We start from the raw sequence: 19,908 nt of genomic DNA, 5'->3' as shown, positions 1-19,908 counted from the left end.
TGCCGCCCCTAGCCGAGCTGGCGTTCCGCTTCCACCCCGACCTTGGCTCGTGGCTGCTGATGATAAAGGAAAAACAGCTGCGCACCCATCACCAGCAAGGATACCAGCCGTCCCAGCACCAGTGCCATGCCGGCGCCCATCAGGTCATAGGTCCCGGTCAGGAAAGGCAGGCTTCCGACGAACACCAGGGCGCCCAGGATATTGGCGACCAGCGGCCCGCCCGGCCTGCCGAGGCTGTAGAACATCGCCGGCAACGGGAAGGCGAGGGTGGCGATCACCGGCAGGATCAGCAGCACCGACAGCAACGGCGCGGCCGGCGCGAACTGCGGACCGAACACCAGGACCAGCAATTGCTTCCCGAACAGGCTGATCAGCCCCCACGCCAACAGCGCCACCAGGGTGCCGAGCACCATCGTCCGGAGCATCAGTCGCCACGGCCGCGCCGACGAAGGGTCCTGCCGCATCAGTTCGGGATGCACCGCCTTGGCCATCAGGTCGATCGGGCTCTGTACTGCGTCGATCAGGCTGCTCGCGACCCGGTAGAGGCCGGTTGCTGCGGGGCTCAGCAGTCCGCCGACCAGCAGGCGCGCGACCGGCCCCCAGGCGCTGTTGACCGACGCCGTGAGGTTCACCGCAACGGCGAACCGCCACCCCCCGTCGAGCCCGGCTGGCCGGAGGGTCGGCCACAGCCCCTTCAGCAACCCGCGCTTGCGCAGCTCGCGGACGGCCGCGCTCCACAGGTAGAGGTCGCCAAGCAGGTCGGTGCTCGCCCAGATCACCAGATAGACGAGCAGCGGCGCGTCAATCAGGTAGGCGCCGACCACCAGCACCAGCCGGGCATAGGCATCGATCGGCGACTGCCACGCGATGAGGTCGAACCGGTCCAGCGCGCGAAGCACGCCATTGGCCGCGCCCGACGCCATGGTCGGGATCAGCAGGCAGTAGATCAGCGCCGGCGTGCGCAGGTCCTCCGGGATTCCGAACCAGCCGGCCAGCAACGGCAGCAGCGCCATCGCCAGCAGCATGCCGCCGATCCCGGTCAGCAGGTCCAGCCCCAGCGCGAAGGACACCGCCCGGCGGAACGGCTCGGAGTCGCCCTCGGCAAGCGGGCGGCTGCCGTAGCGGACGATCACTTGCCACGACTGGAAGTGGGTGAGGCTGCTCGCGGCCATCGCGTAGCTGTGCACCAGCAGCAGGAAACCGACGCCGGTGGGCCCAAGGTCGCGTGCGGCAAGCGCCAGCACGGCCAGGCTCGCCACCGCCGCTGTGCCCTTGGACAGGCCGAGAAACGAGGTGTTGCGCAGGATGGAGCGCATCGCCTGGTCTTCGAACCAGCGCTTCATCGCGGCTCGCCAAGGCTGGCAAGGATGGCATCGGCAGCGCGCTCGGCCGACCCCTCGAGCGGCCCGAACGTCTCCGCGACGGCCGCGACCTGCTTTTCCCGATAGCGATCGGGATGGGCGAGGGCATCGGCCATCCCGCGCACGACCTCCTCCGGACGCACCACGTCGCCCAAATACCAGAAGGCATAATCGGGGTCGTCCTCCCACGCGACGTCATGCGCGTTGACGAACAGGCAGGGGCGGGGCTTCAGCAAGAGATACTCGTAAACCTGGCTCGACACATCGCCGAGATACAGGTCGGCCACCGCCACGTGGCTCATGTCAATCATCCGCGGCGAGCCCGTATCGACCAGCACCCGCCCCGGAACGACCAGCGACTGCCAGCGCCGAAGTTCACTGTCCGAAGCGCCTTCGAACACCCGGATGTGCGGAGCGACGATCAGGTTGAGGTCGGTCCCCTCGCGGATCGCCCGGACGATCTCCTCCGCCCGGTCCAGCGACGACAAGGCGGACCGGAAATGCGGATTGTAGAGGACGATTGGCCGCTCGTTATCGAACGGGCGGGGCAGCAGGCGGGCGCGGGCGGCGAGATATTCGGCCTTGGCATAACCGACCTCGCGCACCCGGCGCGCTTCGACCCCGCTGTCGACCATCCGCCGCGCCGTCTTGGGCCCGGCGACCAGCACCCGGTCGAAGCGGCGGAAGCGCGGCTCGAACGAAACGGCCCGGTCCCCCGCGCCATGCGGCTGGCAGACAAACAACGGACGGGTGACCCCCATCCGCTTCAGCGCAATCGACGTGCATTCGGCCGTGACCAATGCGTCCATGCCCGCCAGCATGCCCCGGCTGCGCCACAGCATCGGCAGCTTGGTGAGGCTCGGCTTGCCGAGCCGGTCGAGCAGCGCGGGCCGCTTCAGCCGTTCGACACGAACCGTCGCGCCCGGAAAGTCGTCCAGCACCTGCCGCACCGTCGCCTCGATCGCCGCATCGGCGCAGAAAGCGGTGATCTCGACGTTCTCGCGCCGGGCAAGCGCACAGGCCACGGGCAGGGTGTGAAACACGTGGTGCACGCCCCCGACGTACAGAAAGGCGATGCGGCGCCTGTCCGTCATGCCTTGAGCAGCGGGCGCAGGCCCGCGGCGGAGGGGCGGCCCTTGATCGGCACGAAGGGGAGGGCGGCGTCTTTGGCGAGTGCCAGCAGCCCGCCCGGGTGCCGCGCGACGAACCGGGCGAAGCGTCCGATCCTTGCCGGCTCCTTGCCGAACCGGCGCAACGCGGCCTTCATGACGATGAGGTCGAACACCGCCTTCAGCGCCCGCTCGTCATAGAGGCGGGTGCGCGCGTTGGCGGCGCGGATGCGTTCGAACCAGCCTTCCGACCAGTCGATCAGCGCATCGCTGATCTGGTTGTCGAACGACCCGCCGAGGATAACGTGGCGGCGCAGTTCCTCCTCGTCATGCTCGAGCCCGAGCCGGGCGAGCGCGCGGCCGCTGATCGTCATCTGCCGGTCGATGATCCGCGCAACGTTGCTGCGGATTGTCTGGCCCGAATGGATCCGCCGCGCGATCAGGAATTGCGGAAGGTTCTCCGCGCGATACTGCTCGGTGAAGCGCGCGAACATGTCGACGTCCTCGCACACCGGAAAAGCAGGATCGTAGGGCACCGCGCGCAAGGCCTCGGCCCGGCCGAAGATACTGCTCTGCTGGAACGCCGACCGGAACAGCAGCAGCGCACGGATTTCCTCATGCGTGCGAAACGGCACCCGGCCACCTTTCATCAGGCTGCCGTCGACGCGGATCTTGCGCGCGGCGCTGCCAATCATGGCGGTCGCGGGGTGCCGCTCGAGATGATCGAACTGCACCGCCAGCCGCTCGGGATGACAAAGGTCGTCGCTGTCGAGCCACGCGATATAGCGTCCCCGCGCCGCGCCGAGCGCGCGGTTGCGAGCGAGCGGAATGCCCTGGTTTTGCGGCCCCCGCACCAGCCGCAGCCGGGGATCGGCGAACTGCTCCACCGTCGCCGCCGTCCCGTCGGTCGAACCATCGTCGATCACTACCAGCTCGAAATCGCCGAACGTCTGTCCCAGCACACTGCGCACCGCCGCCCCGATCGTATGGGCGCGGTTGTGGACGATGATCAGGACCGACACCGCAGGCACGTGCATCAGCGCCGTCTGGCCCAACCCCCGCACAAGGGCAAGCTGGGCAGGTGGCATCGGCGGGGAGGCAGCGATCGGCCCGGCTCACTTTCGCCATTGCGGACCGCGCTGGCAGGCCGCAGAACGCCGCCGATGAGCCCTGACCATCAGCCTGCACGGAAGCTCCGCTAGATGCGCGGCAGGGTCTGGAACATGGCGGTTCTCGAAACCGGTGACGATCCGCTGCACATCTCCGGGGCGAAGGAGCTGGCGCTGTTCAGCAGCCGCACGATCCGCTGGCGGCCCCGCTCTGTCCATACCCAGGCCGACCCCTTCCTGTTCGTCCACGATGGCTGGCTTTACCTCTTCCACGAGGTGCAGGAGACGGGACGCCTGGGCCACATCGCCGCCCGCCGCACCCGCGATCTGTCGGCGTTCGAGGATCTCGGCCCGGTCCTCTCCGCACCGCATCACCTTTCCTATCCGCAGGTGTTTGCCGACGGCGACGACCTCTACATGCTCCCGGAAACCGGCAGCCAGAAGGAGGTAGCGCTCTACCGCTTCGATCGCTTCCCCGGCGGGCTCACTAGGCACAAGCTACTTTTGGAAGGCGCCTGGTACGACAGCACGATCGTCCGCCGCGAAGGCCGCTGGTGGCTGTTCACCAGCAACGATGCGCAAGAGCTTCATCTTTTCAGCGCGGAAAGCCTCGATTCCCCGTTCGTCACACATCCCGCCAACCCGATATCGCGTGATCCGAAATATGCGCGCAACGGGGGCGCTTTCATTGAACTCGACGGGCACCTCCACCGGCTCGCGCAGGATGGAAGCACGACCTACGGAAGCAATCTCGCGGCACTAAGGGTGGAGGAACTCTCGCTCGAAACCTATCGTGAGACACTCGTTCGCGACAGGTTGTTCGACCGAAGCAAGGCATGGCGCGCGCAAGGGGCGCATCACCTCAGCCACGCGCGCTTCGCAGGGCGCAACGTCGTCGCGGTGGACGGGCTGCAATATGACTATCTCGTCAACAAGCTGCTTGCGCTCGGCTTGCGCTGGCTTCGATAGGCGAATGGCCATCCTTCCGCTCAGCCAGGTCGATCCCGACCTCGTCCACGCTTTCTTCGCAAGGCTCGGCAAGGATCGCGCGCATATTGCCTGGAAGTATTTCGATCCGGACTTCGCAAAGGACAAGGAACGCGGGATCGTTTGGCTGAACAAGGGAGAAGTCCGCGGCTTCATCGGACTGATCCCCGCACGATTGCAATCGGCCGGCGACACCAGCGATTTCTTCTGGACTTGTGACTGGCTGCTTCAAGATCCCAAGCGCAGCCCAGGCGTCGGGGTCCGCCTCCTTGCCGAGGCCCGCAAGCTCTTTCCGCAGGTGGGCAATGTCGGAGGGAGCGACGATACGCACGCCATCCTTCCGGCGCTTGCCACCACTTTGACCGTCGACGACGCCGCGCTCTTCTATCATCGGCCGCTGCGGACCTCGGCGCTGCTGGAGCGGGTCGAGGAAAGGCTCGGCTTCCTGCCCAGGCTCAGCCGCGGCATCGTGGGGCGCATCGCGTTGGCAACGACTACTATCCCTTCCGAGGTCCATATCGTGCCCTGCGTCGCGCCGGACCTCGAACCATTATTCGCAGCGCCGTCGGCAACGGGCTGCACGGTCCTCTATTCGCAGGAGCATCTGGACTGGCTGCTCGGCCGCTGTCCGGACATCGTGACGACCTCGCTGCTGCTCGGCGAGCAAGGGAAATGGCGCGCCGCCGCACTCGTGTGGAGGAATCGTGACGATCGCCAGCGGTGGCGGGTCGTCTACCGCGCAAGCATCTCGGCCGACCTTGCCATTCTGGCGCGCGCCGTCGCAGGCCATTGCCTCGCCGAGGGCGGAACGCTGGTGACCACCATCATCGCGGCGCACGACCGCGGCCCGGCACAGACCCTCAAGAAGGCCGGCTATCTGCGCGGTTCGGTGCCCTGGCCGCTCTATCTCAACAAGGTCGACAGTCTCTCATCGTGCAGCGCGGGCTTCACGGGCATGAGCTATCTCGATACCGACCTTGCTTGCATCTACTGAAGAACAGGAATCTGGAAGAATGGACCGGCCCGTCGACGCCTTGATCGCATCTGTCCTGAAGATCGATCCGGCCAGCATCACCGACGACCTGGCCTATGGCGACATTCCCGAATGGAGCAGCCTGGCGCACGTCAATCTGATGCTGGCACTCGAAGCGCAGACCGGCACGACCATCGATGAAGACACGATGGTCAGTCTCCTCAGCGTCCAGGACATCCGCGATTACGTGACCGAGAACCAGGCGCGGTGACGCGTATCGATCGCGAGGACGGGCGGTCGCTTCGCAGCGGCTTCCTGCGTTCCGCCGCGCAAACCCCCTGCGCGCCGTGCCTCGTCATCAAGGGCGAAACGCTGACGTATGGCGAGGTCGAACGGCTCGCCCGTTGCTTGGCCTCCAACATCGTCGCGCGGCTCGGACGCCCGGCGCGGCGCATCGGCATTTTCGCTTCCCGTAACCGCGAAGCCTATGTCGGCGTTCTTGCAGCACTGTTCGCGGGCGGCAGCTTCGTCCCGCTCAATCCGAATTTTCCGGCCGGCCGTACCCGCGCCATGATCGAGGCGAGCGATCTCGACGCGATCATCGTCGATGCAGCCCTCTCTGCGCGGCTCGATGAAATCCTCGACGGATATTCCAGCCCTCCGCTTCTCATCATGCCCGACAAAGGCGCGGAATCGCTTGAGGCCGATCCGGGCGGTGCAGCGACCAACCTTCCCTCCGTGATGAGTGAGGACATTGCCTATATCCTCTTCACCTCGGGCAGCACGGGCACTCCGAAGGGCGTTCCCGTCACCAACGCCAACGTCTGCAGCTTCATCGACTGGGCCGTCTCGCATTATGCGATCACCGCCAAGGATCGCTTCAGCCAGACTTTCGATCAGACATTCGACCTGTCGATCTTCGATCTGTTCGTCGCGTGGGAGCGGGGGGCGACGGTTTACGCCATGCAGCCGCTCGACCTGCTCGCGCCGGCACGCTTCATTCGCAACAATGCGCTGACGGTGTGGTTTTCGGTCCCCTCGATCCCGGCCCTGATGCGGCGCAAGGGCACGCTCGCCGATGCCGCGCTTCCCTCGCTGCGCCTGAGCCTGTTCTGCGGCGAACCGCTTCCCCTCGCCACCGCCCGCGCGTGGCAGGCCGCCGCCTCCAATTCGGTCGTCGAGAACCTCTACGGCCCGACCGAACTCACCATCGCCTGCATGTGGCATCGCTGGGACGAGCAGGTGTCGCCGCCTCTCTGCATCAACGGCATCGTCCCCATTGGACGGCCGTTCGCGGGGCTCGGCGCGGCACTGGTCGACGACGAACTGAAGCTCGTCCCCGATGGCGAGGCGGGGGAGCTGTGCCTGTGCGGCGCGCAGACCACGCCCGGCTACTGGCGCGACCCCGGCCGGACCGCCGACCGCTTCGTGCGCCTGTCGGGCGACGAGCAGGCAGCGGGCATCTTCTACCGCACCGGCGACCTTGCCCGGCGCCTACCGGACGGCACCTACGTCTACCTCGGTCGCACCGACCACCAGATCAAGGTGCAGGGCTACCGCGTCGAACTCGGCGAAATCGAGGCTTGCCTGCAAGGCCAGCAGGGGGTCATCCAGGCCGTCGCCATCGGCTGGCCCGAAGTCGATGGCAGGGCAGACGGGATCGTCGGCTTCGTCACCGGCAACGACATCGACACCGCCGCCTGCAGACAGGCGGTCGCGGCCCAGCTTCCTGCCTACATGGTGCCCTCCCAAGTCCTCGTGATCGACGATATGCCCCTCAATGCCAACGGCAAGATCGACCGCCGCGCCCTTGCCGCGACGCTCACCAGTTGAACGACTTCGTCCGCCCGTTTCCGGAGTGGAGCGACCAATATCTCGCGCTCGAGGCTGCCGCCTCCGCGGCCTACAACCACTTCGCCTATGACGATCTCGGCCTGGCGCGACAGGCAACCCGCCTCCTGTTCGACCGCGCCGTCGCCGAATATGCCGCCCCGCATGGCTGGCTCTGGCTTCAAGACGAGGTTCCAGCCGGGATGATCGCCTGCCTGTCGGCCCGTGATCTCAAGGTCGCACGCCTCAAAAGCGCCCTGACCCTTGAACGCAGCGGCCTCCTCGCTGCCGACGCCGATCTACGCGACCGCATGCAGCGCGCCGCCACGGTCATGCTCCAGCCCAGGCCCGGGGACTATTACCTCAGCCGCATCGCCGTCACCCCGGCCGCCCGCGGCACGGGCGTCGGCGACCGGCTGCTAGTCCACCTCGAAACCGAAGCCTGCGCCGCAGCGGCCAATCGCATCGTCCTCGAAGTCGCCGCCGACAACGCGCCCGCGCTCCGCTTCTACGAGCGCCACGGCTTCCGACGTGCCGACACGAAAGCGGTGACCGACCCCCGCAGCGGCAGGTCACTCGCCTACCACCACCTCGCCCGAGACCTCGCCTAGGCTGACGGGCGCTGGCGGATGGGGTGGGATTCGAACCCACGGTACGGTTCCCCGCACGGCGGTTTTCAAGACCGCTGCCTTAAACCACTCGGCCACCCATCCGGTCGCTTCGTCCCGCGGCGTCCAAAGTCGGCCCCGGTTCAGCTTGCGCCGCCTAGACCCTCGGGACAGCTTGGCGCAAGGCGGCTGAACAGCCAAAGGCGCCCACGCGTTGGAGCGCCATGGAAGGGGAGGGATCAGGCAAGGTGGCATTTCGGTGGAGCTCGTCGCTCGTCTGCCTTGCCGCGCTTGCCCTGACCCCGGCTAGCGCGATGCAGGAACGCGACCCCCTCGCGCCCTTGCCCGATCGCCCCCCGGCGTCGGCCCAGCGCGCCGCGCCCGTGCCCGTCGCACAGCCGATGCTTCAGCCGGTCGTCACGGCGCCCACCCAGCCGAGCGGCTTTGAAGCCTACAAGCAGCGCCTGATCGCCGCCGCCCGCACCGCCGGCGTGCGCGAAGCCACCATCCAGGCCGTCATTCCTGCGCTCCGCCAGAATGCCCGCGTCATCGCGCTTGATCGCGCGCAGCCCGGCGGGCCGCCCAATTCCAGCTACATCCCGCCCTTCGCGCCGTATCGCGCCGAGCATGTCACCACCGATCTCATCACGCGCGGGGCCGCCCGCTTCCGCTCCTACGCGCCCCAGCTCGCCTGGCTCGAGCAGCGCTTCGGGGTCGAACCGCAGGTCGTCATGGCGATCTTCGGCCATGAGACGAGCTACGGCCGGATCACCGGCAATTTCGATCTGGCGGAAGTGCTCGCGACCCTCGCCTACGAAGGCCGCCGCCGCCAGTTCTTCGAGGAAGAGTTCATCGCCTCGCTCCGCCTCCTCGACCGCGGCACCCCGCGCGAGCGACTGAAGGGCAGCTGGGCGGGGGCCACGGGTTACCCCCAGTTCATGCCCTCCAACGTCCTTCGCCTGGCGACCGACGGCGACGGCGACGGCACGGCCAACATCTGGGGCAGCGAGATGGACGGCCTCGCCTCGATCGCCGCCTACCTGCAGGATGCCGGGTGGAAGCGCGGGGTCCACTGGGGCATCCCCGTCAGCGTTCCCGCCGCGCTCGACCGCTCGGCGCTTCGCACCACGCTGGTGCCCCCGCGCTGCCCGCAGGTGTTCAAGCGCCACAGCCGCTGGCTCACCATGCGCGAATGGCGCAGCCTCGGCGTCCAGCCCACCGGCCAGAGCCTGCCCGACACCGAAATGGCCACCCTGATCGAGCCCGACGGAAGCCAGGCCACCGCCTACCTCCTCACCGGCAACTACCGCGCGATCCTCGATTACAATTGCTCCAACTTCTACGCGCTCTCGGTCGGCCTCCTCGCCGACCGCATCGCGGCGGGGCGCTAAGACCGTTCACTAAAGCCCGTCAGCCAGACATCACCCCGGTCTGCCCACCGGGCTCCATTCGTCGGCCCACCCCAACAAAATAGCGGGATCGCGGCCCAACCCCGGATGACGAGCGGGGAAGGGGAGGCTACCACCCTCAGCATGAATCGCCCCCGCATCCTCGCCGCCCTGTTCCTCGCCACCGCCGCAAGCGCCGCCGTCGCGGCCGCCCCGCCGTTCGAGACCCCTGCGCGCGTCGCCTATCTCCTCGACCTGTCGTCTGGCGCCGAGCTCCTCAACAAGGGTGCCGACACCCCCATGCCCCCGGCCTCCATGGCCAAAATGATGACCACCGAGGTCGCCTTTGAACTGATCGACAGCGGCAAGGTCCCCTTGTCCAAGATGTGCACGGTCCAGCCCGCGACCTGGCAGAAATGGCACGGCCCCGCCGCCGGCTCGACCATGTTCCTTTCGCCCAACGAACAGGTCAGCCTCGAAAACCTGCTTCACGGCATCGTCACCCTGTCGGGCAACGACGCTTCGGTGGTCGTCGCCGAATGCCTCGGCGGGACCGAACAGGCCTTCGCGACTCAGATGAATGCGCTGGCGAAGAAGCTCGGCATGACCGGCAGCCGCTTCTGCAATTCCAACGGCTGGCCCGACGAAGGCTGCACCGTCGTCACCGCCCGCGATCTCGCCAGGCTCGCCCGCGCCTCGATCGAGCGCCATCCCAAGCTCTACAAGCAGTTCTACGGCCAGCCGACCTTCACCTGGGGCAAGACCATGGGCTCGGGCGCCGATATCACCCAGGCCAACCGCAACCCGATCCTCGGCAAGATCCCCGGCGCTGACGGGCTCAAGACCGGCCACACCGAGGAAGCCGGCTACGGCTTTACCGGTTCGGCCGAACAGAGCGGCCGGCGCCTGATCATGGTCGTCGCTGGTCTCGGCAGCTTCAACAGCCGCATCGAGGAATCGGTCAAGCTGATGAACTGGGGGTTCAACGCCTGGCAGTCCAAGCCCCTGTTCGCCGCCAATGCCGCGGTTGGTTCTGCCGAGGTCCAGCTCGGTGACGCCAGCACTGTCCAGCTGGTGGCTCCTCGCGCCATCGCCGTCACCTATCCCGCCGGTTCGGTCGGCGGCGATCCCAAGCTCAGGATTGCCTACAACGGTCCGCTGAAGGCGCCGCTCGCCAAGGGCGCCGAGGTTGCGCAACTGATCGTCACCACGCCTGACGGCACCGTCCAGCGCATGCCGCTGGTCACCGCCGAAGCGGTTGGGGAAGCGGGTTTCTTTGGCCGCCTCTGGCTCGGTCTGAAGCAGCTCGTGGGGATGGCGTGACCCGGGCGTGACGCGCGGCCGGTTCATCACGCTCGAAGGCGGGGAGGGGGTCGGCAAGACCACCCAGCTCCGCGCGCTTGCCGATGCCCTCGGCGCGCGCGGAATTGACGTGGTCACGACCCGCGAACCGGGCGGCAGCGAAGGCGCCGAGGCAATCCGCCGCCTGCTCCTCGAAGGCGGCGAAGACCGCTGGAGCGCGCCCGCCGAAGCCCTTTTGTTCGCCGCTGCCCGCACCGACCATGTCGACAAGCTGGTCCGCCCCGCGGTGCTGGCCGGCAAATGGGTCATCTCCGACCGCTTCATCGACAGCAGCCTTGCCTATCAGGGCGGCGCCGGCGACCTCGGCATCGAAGCGGTGCGCGCCATCAATGCCTTCGGGATCGAAGAATGGTTCCCCGACCGGACCCTGCTGCTCCTTCACCCTGAGGGCGCCGAGCGGGCAAGGGCGCGTGATGGTGACGCGGCCGATCGCATCGGCGGCCGCCCCGCTTCCTATCACCAGGGGGTCGAACAGGCCTTCCGCGACATTGCCGCCGCTGAGCCCGATAGGGTTCGCCTGATCGACGCCTCGGGCACACCGGCTGACGTCACCGCCCGGCTGCTGGCAGCGCTGGACGACCTGCTTTGACGTTGCTCGGCCAGGACCGTGCCGTCGCCGCCTTCCGCGATGCGATGGACAGCGGCAGCCTCCATCATGCCTGGCTTCTGGCCGGCCCACGCGGAGTGGGGAAGGGGACTTTTGCCCGCGCCGCCGCCCGCCGGATGTTGGCCGAGGCCGGTGGCCCTCCCGTCGACCTCCCCGGTCTCGAAACGCCCGACGATCACCGCATGGTGCGGCTGATGGAGGCCGGGAGCCATCCCGACTTCCGGCTGGTTAAGCGTGAGCTTCACGACGATCCCAAGAAGAAGGGCGAACTTCGCCGCAGCATCACCATCAAGCAGGTCCGCAAGCTGCAGGACCTGTTTTCCGTCGCGCCAAGCCTTGGCGACTGGCGGGTGGCGATCATCGATTGCATGGACGAACTTGAACCGCAGGCGCAGCAGGCACTTCTCAAGACGCTTGAAGAACCTCCCGCCAAGAGCCTGTTCCTGCTCGTTTCTCACTCGCCCGGGCGACTATTGCCGACCATCCGGTCGCGCTGCCGCCGGCTCGAATTCGGCCCGCTCGACGATGCCGCGATGGAAGCCATCCTGTCGGCCGAACGGCCAGACCTCTCGGCTGCCGACCGCGCGCGCCTCATTCCCCTCGCCAGCGGATCGGCGGGCCGCGCCCTCGACTTTGCGTCGCTCGACCTCACCCCGCTGGCGCAGGAAGCCGTCGCCATCATGCGCCAGGGCGATCCCGACAACAGCCGTCGTTCCCGTCTTGCTTCTGCGCTCGCGCTCAAGGCCGCCGCCCCGCGCTACGCGGCTTTTCTCGACCTCATCCCGCCCCTGCTCGCCGCCGAGGCCCGCAAGGCGGAAGGCCCGCGCCGCCTCCGCGCCGCCGAAGCCTATGAACGGGCCCGCGAAACCGCGACCCTTGCTCCACGCCTGTCGCTCGATCCCGCCTCGACGGTGTTTGCGCTCGGCACGATCATGGCCAGCGTCGCCGGCTGATCCGCCCTTGCCATGTAGGATTCGGCGTGTCAGCCTAACCACATGGGTTCGTCTTCTGGTATTCTCTGCAGCGTGAGGCTCTTGGGCTTTCGCTACGGAAATCCGGCGGGTGGGCGCACCCCTGACCCCGTCAACTTCGTCAACTTCGTGACCTTGCCGGCCCAGTCCGCGTCCTCCGGCCTCCACTTCCGATTTGCCGCAAGCTCGCCTAGAGCGGCGGCCACATGTCCGAACCTTTCTACATCACCACCGCCATCGCTTATCCCAATGGCCGTCCGCACATCGGCCACGCCTATGAAGCGATCGCCGCCGACGTCATCGCGCGCTGGCATCGTGCCCGCGGGCGGGACGTGCGGCTGGTCACCGGCACCGATGAGCATGGCCTCAAGATGGTCCAGACCGCGCGCGGGCAGGGTCGCGACACGCTTGAATTTGCCGATGAAATGTCCGGCCATTTCCGGGCGATGTGCGATGAACTTGCGATCAGCTACGATGCTTTCGTCCGCACGACGGAGGAACGCCACCACGCCGCCAGCATCGCCCTGTGGAAGGCGATGGAGGCGAGCGGCGACCTCTACCTCGACCGCTACGAAGGTTGGTATTCGGTCCGCGACGAGGCTTATTACGACGAAAAGGAGCTGATCGAGGGGGCTGTCGGCGAGAAACTCTCGCCCCAGGGCACCCCGGTCGAATGGACCGTCGAGGAAAGCTGGTTTTTCCGCCTTTCGCGATATGCCGACCGCCTGCTTGCCCATTACGAAGCGCACCCCGACTTCATCCGCCCGGAAAGCCGCCGCAACGAGATCGTCCGCTTCGTCGAAGGGGGCCTCAAGGACCTGTCGGTCAGCCGCACCAGCTTCGACTGGGGCGTTCCGGTCCCCGGGTCACCGGGCCATGTCATGTACGTCTGGGTCGACGCGCTCACGACCTACATGACCGGGGTCGGCTTTCCCGACGACCGCGCCGAATATGACCGCTTCTGGCCCGCCGATCTCCACCTGATCGGAAAGGACATCGTCCGCTTCCACGCGGTCTATTGGCCCGCCTTCCTGATGAGCGCCAAGCTGCCGCTGCCCAAGGCCCTGTTCGGCCACGGTTTCCTCCTCGCCCGCGGGGAGAAGATGTCGAAGAGCCTGGGCAATGTCGTCGATCCGATGGACCTAGCCCACACCTACGGCGTCGATTCGCTGCGCTACTTCCTGATGCGCGAAGTCAGCTTCGGGCAGGACGGCAGCTATTCGGACGAAGCCATCGTCACCCGCTGCAACGCCGAGCTGGCGAACAGCTTTGGCAACCTCGCGCAGCGCACCTTCTCGATGATCGTGAAGAACCTCGACGGCCTGGTCCCTCCCGCCGGCACTGCCGCCGACGACGCGGCACTGCTCGCCAAAGTGCTCGAAGCCGAAGAAAGCGCTGCAACCCGCTTCGCCGAATACGACTTCTCGGCCGGGCTCGAAGCCTGGATGGCCGCCGTCTTCGCCGCCAACGCCTACGTCGACGCGCAGGCCCCCTGGGCGCTGCGCAAGACCGATCCGGCACGGATGGCCGAGGTGCTCGGCACGCTCGCCGCCGTCGTGGAGCGGCTCGGAACGGTGGTCGAGCCTATCGTCCCAGGCTCGATCGCGAAGCTCGCCGCCTATCTGAAAGAGGGAAGAGCCGCCGGCCGCCTCGCGCCGCCCCAGCCGATCTTCCCGCGGCTGGAACTGGTCCAGACCGACGAGCCCGCCTGATGCTGATCGATAGTCACTGCCACCTCAATTACCCCGGCCTGGTCGAGCACGAAGGCGAAGTCCTCGCCCGCGCCCGCGCCCGCGGGGTAGAGGGCTTTCTCAACATCTCGACCCGCCAGCGCGAATGGGCCGAGGTTGTCGCCGCGACCGAACGCCACGACGACGTCTGGGCATCGATCGGCGTCCACCCGCACGAGGCGGATGCTCACCCCGACCTTGGCACTGCGGCCTTGGTCGACGCCGCCGCTCATCCCAGGGTAGTGGCGATCGGCGAATGCGGCCTCGACTATTTCTATGACAAGTCGGACCGCGACAGCCAGAAAGCCCGTTTCCGGGCCCAGATCGACGCGGCCCGGCAGGCAGATCTGCCGCTGATCATCCACACCCGCGACGCGGAAGAGGATACCACCGCCATCCTCGCCGAAGAGGCCGCGAAAGGAGGCGTCAAAGGCGTCCTCCATTGCTTCACCGGCACCCAATGGCTGGCCGATCGCGGGCTGGAAATCGGCTTCTTCATCTCGCTGTCGGGCATCGTGACCTTCAAGAGCGCCAGGGACTTGCAGGAAGTCGCCAGGACCATTCCCGAAGACAGGCTGCTGGTCGAAACCGACAGTCCGTTTCTGGCGCCCGTACCCAACCGCGGCAAAACCTGCGAGCCGGCCTTCGTCGCCGATACGGCCGCCTTCGTCGCCAGCCTGCGTGACCAATCGCCGGAGCAGCTTGCGAAGACGACGACGGCCAATTTCTTCCGCCTGTTCGACAAGGCGCGGCCCGCACCGTGAAACTGAGGATCCTCGGCTCCGGCACCAGTTCGGGCGTGCCGCGGATCGGCAATGACTGGGGCAGCGTCGATCCGTCCGAGCCCAGGAACCGGCGCCTGCGCGCCTCGGCACTGGCAACGATCGGTGGCCAGCGCCTGCTGATCGATACAGGGCCCGACCTTCGCGAACAGCTCAACACGGCCGGGGTGGGGGAGGTCGATCGTGTTCTCCTGACCCACGATCATGCTGACCACATCCACGGCCTCGACGATCTGCGGCAGGTCGCGCACAACCGCGGCGACCAAGTGCCAGTCTACGGCCGGGCCGAGTTGGTCGAGCGCATCGTCCCGCGCTTTGAATATCTGTTCCGGGGCAATCCGCTCTATCCAGCAGTGTGCGTATCCCACGTCATCGACGATGAATGGCTGATCGAAGGAACCCGCGTCCGTTTCGTCGACCAGCCACACGGCCGCATTACCAGCCTCGGTATCCGCTTCGACGAAGCGGAGCGCAGCCTCGTCTATGCCATCGACTTCGTTCAGCTGACGGACGCCATGGCGTCACTTTACCAGGGCGCGGACATCTGGATTGCTGACTGCCTGCGGCGACGGCCTCACCCGACCCACGCGCATCTCGACGCGGTGCTCGGATGGGCGCGCGATCTGCAGGTCGGCCACCTCGTCCTGACGCACCTCGACAACAGCATGGACCATGCCCAACTAAGGGCCGAGCTGCCTGATTGGGCAGAGCCCGCATATGACGGGCTCGAACTGGAGTTGTGATTCGCGAATGAACCAGGATCAGCTGCCCAACGCCTTGATCCTGCTGGCGATTATCGCTTTTGTTGCGACCAGCCTGATCGGCCGCGGGATGAGCGCCGGAAAGACCGCCCGCATGGCGTTCGCCTGGATCGGGATCTTCGGCGTGGCCTTCGCGCTGTTCGCTTTCCGCAGTGAATTTTCGGCCATCGGTACCCGCCTGAAAAGCGAAGCGCTTGGCCAGGCGCCGCCGCAGGTCAGCGGCGGAACGGTGCGGATTGCGAAGCGCGATGACGGGCACTTCTGGGTCGATGGCAAGATCAACGGGCGCGATGTTCGCTTCCTGGTCGACAGCGGCGCTACGACCACGACCGTCTCCGCCAGTATTGCGGCAGCCGCCAACCTCGAGCGCGGGATGCGCGGCAACGTCGTCAGCACCGCCAATGGCGACGTCTTCATGCCGCGGGTCACTGCGGGCTTGCTCGAGATCGGTCCGATCCGGCGGTCGGACATGTCGGTCAACATCAATCCGAACGATGGCGTCAACGTGCTTGGTATGGACTTCCTGTCCAGCCTGTCTGGCTGGGGCGTCGAAGGCGACGCCCTGATCCTGCGGCCCTGAACGCTATGATGACGAACGATCTTCAACTGGGCGGGCTCTATCTGTTGATGGCGGTAATGCTGGTCGCCGGAGCACTGATCGGCCGCCGCGCGGCATTCGCGAAGGGCATCACGTCGGTGCTGGCCTTCATCGTCATCTTCGGCGCCGGTTTTGTCGTGTTCAGCTTCCGCGACGACCTTCATTACGTCGCTCAGCGGCTGGAAGCCGAAGCAACCGGAAGGCCGGTCGAACTTGACGGTGACGTCATTCGCGTGCCGATCGCCGTCGACGGTCATTTCTGGGTGCAAGCCGACGTCAACGGCGTGCCGGTCGATTTCCTTGTCGACAGCGGTGCCACGATGACCACGGTCGGCCGGAAAACCGCAGAGCTGGCCGGCATCAAGGTCAGCGGCCAGCGCAATCAGCTCGTGCGGACCGGCAACGGCACGATCCGCGTTGCCACGGGAACCGCGGACACGGTCGAGGTCGGCGGCATCGAGCGCCGCGGGGTTGGTATGTTCGTGGCCGATGGAGACGATCTCAACGTCCTCGGCATGAATTACCTGACCAGTCTCAAGCGGTGGAGTGTCGAGGGGCGCTGGCTGGTGCTTGAAAGCTAAGAAAGCGAGATTGCCAAGGACAGCTTTACATAATACATATTATCAGACTTGCGGTTCGATCTGATTGCGTCCGCTCTCCGACGCCCCCATTGTCAGCCCATGGAAACGCATCCAACCAATTCGCTGCAACCAGATGCTTCAGTAGCGCTTCGTCGCCTCATGGCGGTCATGGCGAGGCTGCGCGATCCCGAACAAGGCTGCGAATGGGACAAGGTGCAGACCTTTTCGACCATCGCGCCGTACACGATCGAGGAAGCCTACGAGGTCGCCGACGCCATCCAGCGAAACGATTTGGCCGAGCTGAAGGACGAACTGGGCGACCTCGCGCTACAGATCGTCTTTCATGCGCAAATGGCAGCCGAAGCCGGTCACTTCACGCTTTCCGACGTGCTGGAAGGCATCTGCGACAAGATGGAGCGCCGTCATCCTCACATCTTTGGTGACGATCCGACCGGCGGCCATCATCGCTGGGAGGAAATCAAGGCGGCGGAGCGCGCTGCCAAGGCCGACGACACCAGCGTTCTTGCAGGTATCGCGCTTGCGCTCCCTTCACTCGAACGCGCGGTAAAACTGCAAAAGCGTGCCGCGAGGACCGGCTTCGACTGGCCCGACGTCAGCGGTCCGCGCGACAAGATCTTCGAGGAACTGGAGGAGATCTTCACCGCCGAAACCGACGAACAGCGGGAGGAGGAAGTCGGCGACCTGCTTTTCGCCGTCGCCAACCTCGCACGGTTTCTGAAGATCAATCCCGAGGAAGCGCTTCGCAAGGGCAATGCCAAGTTCGAGCGCCGCTTCCGCGCAATCGAGAGCGTCCCGGGCTTCAGCGACATGAGCCTCGACGAGCAGGAATGGTTATGGACCGCGCACAAGGCCAGCTGAGATGCGGATCGCGCTCTATCAACCTGAGATAGCCGGAAATGTCGGGGCGGTGCTGCGGCTGGGCGCCTGCATGGGGGTGCCCGTCGATCTGATCGAGCCGATGGGATTCGCCTGGGACGACCGCCGTGTGCGCAGGACGGCGATGGACTATATCGATCATGTCGAGGTGGCGCGACACGCCGACTGGGCCGCGTTTCAGGCGGTGCGAGCAGGAGCCCGCCTTGTCCTGTTCAGCAGCAAGGCGGTGGCATCGCCTTACGACATTGTCTTCGCGCCTACCGACATCCTGCTGTTCGGAAAGGAAAGTGCGGGCGTTCCGGCCGAGATCGCCGACGAGTGCGCGGTGCAGCTGCGCATCCCGATGCGGCCTCAGGTCCGCTCGCTGAATCTCGCGACATCCGCCGCCCTCGCCGTCGGCGAAGCCTTGAGGCAGACCGGCAAACTGCCCGCCTAGAGCGCCTGCCAGCGCTGCCAGTTTTCAGGCGTGAGGCGGACCGCGATGAACATCTCGTCGCCTTCCGAGCGGCTTTCCAGCACTTCGCCGCTTCGATGCAGCCAGGCGAGACGCTGGCCGTCACCCGCGGGCAGTCGCAGATGGTGTACGCTGGCCCCTTCCCGCAATTGCGCGGCGACACGGGCCAGAAGCTGGTCGGTCCCCTCCCCGCTGAGCGCCGAGACGGTCACCACGTCCTCGCGCCTTGCCGCCTCATTGAGCAGGGCTTCACGGTCGATCCCTTCGAGCAGGTCGACCTTGTTCCAGACTTCGAGCCGCTGCGGGCCCCCTTCCCCTTCGCCAAGGCCCAGTCCGAGGCTTTCGAGCACCTGCTCCACATCGGCCTTCTGGGCATCGCTGTCGGGGTGATGGATATCGCGGACGTGAAGAATGAGGTCGGCCGAAGCCACTTCCTCAAGCGTCGCACGGAAGGCTGCGACCAGTTCGGTCGGAAGGTTCGAAACGAAACCGACGGTGTCCGAAAGGATCGCCTTGTCGAAGCCGGGCAACTGGATCTCGCGCAAGGTAGGATCGAGCGTTGCAAACAGCAGGTCCTCGGCCAGAACAGTGGCGCGGGTCAGGCGATTGAACAGCGTGGACTTGCCGGCATTGGTGTAGCCGACCAGCGCGATGATCGGCCATGGCGCGCGCTTGCGACGGTCGCGGTGCAGCGCCCGCGTGCGCTTCACCTGCTCAAGCTCCTTGCGGATGCGGGCCATGCGGTCGCGAATGAGGCGGCGGTCGGCCTCGATCTGCGTTTCGCCCGGTCCGCCAAGGAAGCCAAAGCCGCCGCGCTGGCGTTCGAGGTGGGTCCAGCTGCGGACCAGCCGTCCCGCCTGGTAATCGAGGTGGGCTAGCTCGACCTGCAAGCGGCCTTCGGCGGTCGCTGCACGCTCTCCGAAGATTTCGAGGATCAATCCGGTACGATCGATGACCTTGGCCTTGGTCCCGTCCTCGAGGTTCTTTTGCTGCACTGGCGTCAGGGCGGCATCGACCACCAGCACCTTGGCCTCGGCGGCCTCGGCGCGGCTGGCGATCTCCTCCACCTGCCCCTTGCCGAACAGTGTCGCGGGGCGCGGCTGACGGATGCGGAAGGCGATGCGGTCGGTGACGTCGAGGCTGATGGCTTCGGCTAGCCCCGCGGCCTCGTCAAGGCGGGCATCGGTCGATCGCGCGTTCGTCTCGCTGTTGCGGTCGGGAAGGACGACCAGCGCCTTTTCCCCGCGCCTCAGCCCGTCCCCGCCGGCGCGGTCAAAGCCGGTGCTCATGCGCCAAGTTCCTCGCCATCGGGATCGGCCGCGCCGAGGTACAGGGAGACCGCCGGCTGCATGGTCGAAACCGCATGCTTGTAGACCAGTTGCACCTGCGCTCCGCGGCCAAGCAGCATCGAGAAGCGGTTGAACGCCACCACTTCGCCCTGGAGCATGACGCCATTGACGAGGAAGACCGTCATCGCCGAGCGTTCGCGAATGGCCGCGGCCAGGAAGAGGTCCTGGAGCGTCGCCCTGCCCTCCTCTACCCCGTCACCGCGAAAGCTGGCGAGATCGATGTCGGTCGGCGGTTCGGCGGGCAGGATCGTCGACATCGCGTGCTTGTAGATAAGCTGCGCCACGCCTTCGCGCCGGAGCAGGAGAGAGAAGGCGTCGAACCAGGTGATCACGCCGGTCAGCTTCACGCCCTTGACCAGAAAGATCGTCACCGGAGTCTTCGACCGGCGCAGGCTGTTGAGAAAATGATCCTGCAAACTTAGGGACTTGGACGGCATTGTTTGCTGTTCTT

21 protein-coding genes and 1 tRNA gene are annotated in these 19,908 nt (G+C 66.4%); 16 read left to right on the top strand and 6 right to left on the bottom strand.

Going from position 1 to position 19,908, the window contains the following annotated elements; all coding sequences use genetic code 11:
- Positions 1 to 8: 8 nt before the first annotated feature.
- Genes ABD729_RS11760 through ABD729_RS11750 form a run of 3 tightly spaced genes read right to left on the bottom strand, consistent with a single transcriptional unit; the run spans position 9 to position 3,507 of the window.
- Positions 9 to 1,343 (bottom strand): lipopolysaccharide biosynthesis protein, encoded by a 1,335-nt coding sequence (locus ABD729_RS11760; protein ID WP_344710494.1) that lies wholly within the window; start codon positions 1,341 to 1,343, stop codon positions 9 to 11.
- A complete protein-coding gene (locus ABD729_RS11755) occupies positions 1,340 to 2,455 on the bottom strand; it encodes a hypothetical protein (RefSeq protein ID WP_344710492.1) in 1,116 nt (371 codons plus the stop codon). The genes ABD729_RS11760 and ABD729_RS11755 overlap by 4 nt, the downstream gene beginning before the upstream one ends.
- On the bottom strand, positions 2,452 to 3,507 hold the full coding sequence (locus ABD729_RS11750) for a glycosyltransferase family 2 protein (protein ID WP_344710491.1): 1,056 nt from the start codon (positions 3,505 to 3,507) through the stop codon (positions 2,452 to 2,454). The genes ABD729_RS11755 and ABD729_RS11750 overlap by 4 nt, the downstream gene beginning before the upstream one ends.
- Before the next feature lie 165 nt (positions 3,508 to 3,672).
- On the opposite strand from ABD729_RS11750, the gene ABD729_RS11745 reads away from it, so the two are divergent.
- The 5 genes from ABD729_RS11745 to ABD729_RS11725 are packed head-to-tail and all read left to right on the top strand — an operon-like array spanning position 3,673 to position 7,980.
- Positions 3,673 to 4,548 (top strand): glucosamine inositolphosphorylceramide transferase family protein, encoded by an 876-nt coding sequence (locus ABD729_RS11745; protein ID WP_344710489.1) that lies wholly within the window; start codon positions 3,673 to 3,675, stop codon positions 4,546 to 4,548.
- Positions 4,549 to 4,552: 4 nt separating this feature from the next.
- The gene (locus tag ABD729_RS11740; RefSeq protein ID WP_344710487.1) at positions 4,553 to 5,560 is read left to right on the top strand and encodes a hypothetical protein; all 1,008 of its coding nucleotides are present in this window, start codon (positions 4,553 to 4,555) and stop codon (positions 5,558 to 5,560) included.
- 19 nt (positions 5,561 to 5,579) lie between these two features.
- Positions 5,580 to 5,810, top strand: coding sequence for an acyl carrier protein (locus tag ABD729_RS11735; protein ID WP_344710485.1), 231 nt, complete (start codon positions 5,580 to 5,582; stop codon positions 5,808 to 5,810).
- On the top strand, positions 5,807 to 7,372 hold the full coding sequence (locus ABD729_RS11730; protein ID WP_344710482.1) for an amino acid adenylation domain-containing protein: 1,566 nt from the start codon (positions 5,807 to 5,809) through the stop codon (positions 7,370 to 7,372). Before ABD729_RS11735 ends, ABD729_RS11730 begins: the two co-directional genes overlap by 4 nt.
- On the top strand, positions 7,369 to 7,980 hold the full coding sequence (locus ABD729_RS11725) for a GNAT family N-acetyltransferase (RefSeq protein WP_344710480.1): 612 nt from the start codon (positions 7,369 to 7,371) through the stop codon (positions 7,978 to 7,980). The genes ABD729_RS11730 and ABD729_RS11725 overlap by 4 nt, the downstream gene beginning before the upstream one ends.
- A 12-nt stretch (positions 7,981 to 7,992) precedes the next feature.
- Here ABD729_RS11725 and ABD729_RS11720 read toward each other — a convergent pair.
- A tRNA-Ser gene (locus ABD729_RS11720) sits at positions 7,993 to 8,082 on the bottom strand.
- A gap of 143 nt (positions 8,083 to 8,225) precedes the next feature.
- On the opposite strand from ABD729_RS11720, the gene ABD729_RS11715 reads away from it, so the two are divergent.
- The 11 genes from ABD729_RS11715 to ABD729_RS11665 all read left to right on the top strand — a co-directional run bounded on the left by ABD729_RS11715 (position 8,226) and on the right by ABD729_RS11665 (position 18,090).
- Positions 8,226 to 9,368 (top strand): lytic murein transglycosylase, encoded by a 1,143-nt coding sequence (locus tag ABD729_RS11715; RefSeq protein WP_344710479.1) that lies wholly within the window; start codon positions 8,226 to 8,228, stop codon positions 9,366 to 9,368.
- A gap of 141 nt (positions 9,369 to 9,509) precedes the next feature.
- Positions 9,510 to 10,688: a D-alanyl-D-alanine carboxypeptidase family protein gene (locus tag ABD729_RS11710; protein WP_344710477.1), complete on the top strand. Its 1,179-nt coding sequence runs from the start codon at positions 9,510 to 9,512 to the stop codon at positions 10,686 to 10,688.
- A 7-nt stretch (positions 10,689 to 10,695) separates the two neighbouring features.
- Positions 10,696 to 11,316 (top strand): dTMP kinase, encoded by a 621-nt coding sequence (gene tmk, locus ABD729_RS11705; protein WP_344710475.1) that lies wholly within the window; start codon positions 10,696 to 10,698, stop codon positions 11,314 to 11,316.
- Entirely contained in the window at positions 11,313 to 12,287 is a 975-nt protein-coding gene (locus ABD729_RS11700; protein WP_344710473.1) for a DNA polymerase III subunit delta', read from the top strand. The genes tmk and ABD729_RS11700 overlap by 4 nt, the downstream gene beginning before the upstream one ends.
- A 224-nt stretch (positions 12,288 to 12,511) precedes the next feature.
- Entirely contained in the window at positions 12,512 to 14,017 is a 1,506-nt protein-coding gene (gene metG, locus ABD729_RS11695; protein ID WP_344710471.1) for a methionine--tRNA ligase, read from the top strand.
- A complete protein-coding gene (locus tag ABD729_RS11690; protein ID WP_344710469.1) occupies positions 14,017 to 14,799 on the top strand; it encodes a TatD family hydrolase in 783 nt (260 codons plus the stop codon). The genes metG and ABD729_RS11690 overlap by 1 nt, the downstream gene beginning before the upstream one ends.
- Positions 14,796 to 15,560: an MBL fold metallo-hydrolase gene (locus ABD729_RS11685; RefSeq protein WP_344710467.1), complete on the top strand. Its 765-nt coding sequence runs from the start codon at positions 14,796 to 14,798 to the stop codon at positions 15,558 to 15,560. Before ABD729_RS11690 ends, ABD729_RS11685 begins: the two co-directional genes overlap by 4 nt.
- Before the next feature lie 7 nt (positions 15,561 to 15,567).
- Complete coding sequence (locus ABD729_RS11680) at positions 15,568 to 16,158, top strand: retropepsin-like aspartic protease family protein (RefSeq protein ID WP_344710465.1); 591 nt, start codon at positions 15,568 to 15,570, stop codon at positions 16,156 to 16,158.
- 8 nt (positions 16,159 to 16,166) lie between these two features.
- Positions 16,167 to 16,757 carry a retropepsin-like aspartic protease family protein gene (locus tag ABD729_RS11675; RefSeq protein ID WP_344710463.1) on the top strand — a complete coding sequence of 197 codons (591 nt, stop codon included), beginning with the start codon at positions 16,167 to 16,169 and terminating at the stop codon, positions 16,755 to 16,757.
- 159 nt (positions 16,758 to 16,916) lie between these two features.
- Positions 16,917 to 17,636: a nucleoside triphosphate pyrophosphohydrolase gene (gene mazG, locus ABD729_RS11670; protein WP_344711436.1), complete on the top strand. Its 720-nt coding sequence runs from the start codon at positions 16,917 to 16,919 to the stop codon at positions 17,634 to 17,636.
- A 1-nt stretch (position 17,637) separates the two neighbouring features.
- Positions 17,638 to 18,090: a tRNA (cytidine(34)-2'-O)-methyltransferase gene (locus ABD729_RS11665; protein ID WP_344710461.1), complete on the top strand. Its 453-nt coding sequence runs from the start codon at positions 17,638 to 17,640 to the stop codon at positions 18,088 to 18,090.
- On the opposite strand, the gene hflX is transcribed toward ABD729_RS11665, so the two are convergent.
- Entirely contained in the window at positions 18,087 to 19,397 is a 1,311-nt protein-coding gene (gene hflX / locus ABD729_RS11660; RefSeq protein ID WP_344710459.1) for a GTPase HflX, read from the bottom strand. The genes ABD729_RS11665 and hflX overlap by 4 nt on opposite strands.
- Positions 19,394 to 19,894 carry an RNA chaperone Hfq gene (gene hfq, locus ABD729_RS11655; RefSeq protein ID WP_344710457.1) on the bottom strand — a complete coding sequence of 167 codons (501 nt, stop codon included), beginning with the start codon at positions 19,892 to 19,894 and terminating at the stop codon, positions 19,394 to 19,396. The genes hflX and hfq overlap by 4 nt, the downstream gene beginning before the upstream one ends.
- Positions 19,895 to 19,908 lie beyond the last annotated feature (14 nt).

The organism is Sphingomonas humi, assembly GCF_039536725.1.
Taxonomy (GTDB): Bacteria; Pseudomonadota; Alphaproteobacteria; order Sphingomonadales; family Sphingomonadaceae; genus Sphingomicrobium; species Sphingomicrobium humi.
This window is presented reverse-complemented; position numbering and strand designations above follow the sequence as displayed.